The sequence below is a fragment of the Bartonella sp. AP9QHHD genome, from assembly GCF_042195625.1.
In the GTDB taxonomy this organism is placed as follows: Bacteria; Pseudomonadota; Alphaproteobacteria; order Rhizobiales; family Rhizobiaceae; genus Bartonella.
The window spans coordinates 1-2,616 of record NZ_JBHIOP010000022.1; the positions used below are offsets into that span (position 1 = coordinate 1).

The 2,616-nt window shown below is 38.2% G+C and carries 1 protein-coding gene; it reads left to right on the forward strand.

Annotated elements, in window-relative coordinates:
- Positions 1–266: 266 nt before the first annotated feature.
- Positions 267–2,616 (forward strand): autotransporter outer membrane beta-barrel domain-containing protein (locus ACFIK4_RS01140; protein WP_375674640.1); only part of this gene is annotated, 2,350 nt, incomplete at its 3' end.

A 2,616-nucleotide genomic window follows, 5' to 3' on the forward strand; every position in this document is an offset into this window, starting at 1 on the left:
TCGTGGAGATGTCACTTATCAGCATAGATTTAAGAAAATTGGTTTTTCTGGAACGAGTTTCTCTGCTGGATTGCGCCACCTTTTTTAGCGATACATAAACTATATAGTAACTTATATATAACTTATATATAAGTATATAGTGTTATATTAAGTATTAAATTAAATATTTCATTTTATATTTATTGTATTTTGAGAACTTTATTAGCTTAAATATAGATATTATTCTTCAATGAATAGAAGTAGGGGAATAGAAGGCGGCAAGAGTTATGATTTATGTATTTCATAAATATGTATTTTTATGCAACGTTACAACAGCTATTCTTTATTTTTTGCAGGTTACGTATGTTAGTGCTGCAGGATCTTCAAGTGATGCAGGAGGGGCATTTTATAAATGCGATGATAGAAAAACACACTTTCTTGCAGATAAAATCTATTACTTAAAAAGTTCTCAAGAGACGTCTGCTCATATTGCACCTATTGCAGCTATATATGTAGAAAAAGCAGGCACTATTGTTAATGCGTCTCAGATAACAGTTTATGGCGATGATCCAGATAAAATATCTGCGTATGGGGCGTATGTAAGAAATGGTGGAACAATTAATCTAGTAGCTTCAGATTTTAAGAATATACCTGCTCTTCGTGCTCAAAATGCCGTTATTAGCATGACAGTAGGGGAAATTAAGGGGATTTCACATGCTATTTATGCATGGGGGAGAGGAACGGATATTGCTTTAGTGAGTGTGAATATCAATATTGAGCCAGATAACTTGAATGTAAAAGGGATCGGTATTATGAGTGGTTTTGATGCAATGGTTAAAATGACAGACGGTACCGTTAATTTTAACCAGATTGGCTCATTTTCAACTCGATTTGGGGGGCGCTATATTCTTGATACTATGGGGATTACGGGGCAAGGAAGGAGGGAGGAAACTTTAACAGATGGTGATCGAGCTATGGGGGTATTGCCAGAAGCTTTTGAGGTTTTTCAAGGTGGTGACGTTCATTTGAAAAACAATTTTATTCAGCTGAACCATATGCATGCATTCTTGATGAAAAACTTTTCAGGTTATGTAAATGATAATGGTAAGTTAATTCAAAAATATATTTCACCAGATGGCTTTAAGAATACAAGTATTAAGATAGAAAAAAACAATATTTCTGTTCAGAGTGAGGGAGTATATGGACTGTGCTTTAATGTTTTAGCTCCAGAAGAACTTGCTAAAATGTTGAGGCAACGAGATGATGAAAAAATTTTAGAAACCAAAAAAGTTATCACGGGGAGGGCATTTGTTTATTTATCAGAGACAAATATGACAGTTCCAGACGGGATTGCGATTTATGCGAAGGGGAATAAAGACTATGAAGTAAAAGGCACTCTTGAATTATCGGATGAAACAAAAATCTCTGGTGATTTGTTGCTAAAAGCTGAAAATAATGCTTCTCTATTGGTGAAAGCAAACGCTTCCTCTCTTACAGGAGGTACGCGTGTTGAGGATAGATCGGTTATTGATTTAGAGTTAATTCGTTATTCAAAATGGTATCTTACTAAAAGTAAATACAACGGTTTACAGGAATCTGTTTCATCGCTTTCTTCTCTAAGTCTTTCCAATAGCACATTGATCTTTGATGAAGGTAGTGGTTATCAAACGCTATGCATTGGAAAAAAAGCAGATATAGGTGCAGGAGATAAAATTCTCGCATCAAAAGATAAAAAAGTCTACAGTGCTGAGGGAAACGCTCAGATTAGGTTGAATGCATTTTTGAATGATGAGGGTTTGTTTAATCCCCAAAAGACGGATCGCATATTGATCTATGGGGATGTTTCTGGAACGACATTCATTCATGTGCAAAATTTTCCAAAATATGCAAGTAAAGAAGTCTATGAGGGAAAAGATCAAAGCATTTCACTCATTCAAGTTGCTGGAACAGCGCAGGCAGGTTCTTTTCGACTCGCCAATGGTTATGATGATTATACTACGGTGAAAGGTTTTCCTTATCAATATCGTATTCGTGGTTATGGTCCAGGTTCGCCCTTTGGAGAAGCAGATGCTACGCAAAGATTAGTGGAAGGTGAGGGGGAATTTTGGGATTTCCGACTCGAAGGGGTTTATATTTCTTCTAGAATAGGTTCTTATAATGGTCCATTTGGTAAACCTTCTTCGTTTTCATTATCTCATCCTGTTAATCCTCCATCTTCTCCCCCCAATTCACTTTCTACGTCGTTGATATCTGACTCTCCTTCTTCTACGTCCTCTGGTCCTGTTGATCCTCCATCCTCTCCCCCCGATCCACTTTCTACGTCGTTGACATCTGACTCTCCTTCTTCTACATCCCCTGATCCTGTTGATCCTCCATCTTCTCCTCCCGATCCACTTTCTACGTCGTTGACATCTGACTCTCCTTCTTCTACATCCCCTGATCCTGTCGATCCTCCTCCTCCCGATCCATTTTCTACGTCGTTTATGTCTGACCCTCCTTCTTCTACGTCCTCTGATCCTGTTGATTCTCCACGCCCTGATCCACTTTCTATGTCGTTGCCATCTGAGCCCTCTGCTCCGGAGGACACTTCATCTCTGGATACTGTTTCTCCTCCTTCTGCCCCTGTTGAACCAAAGC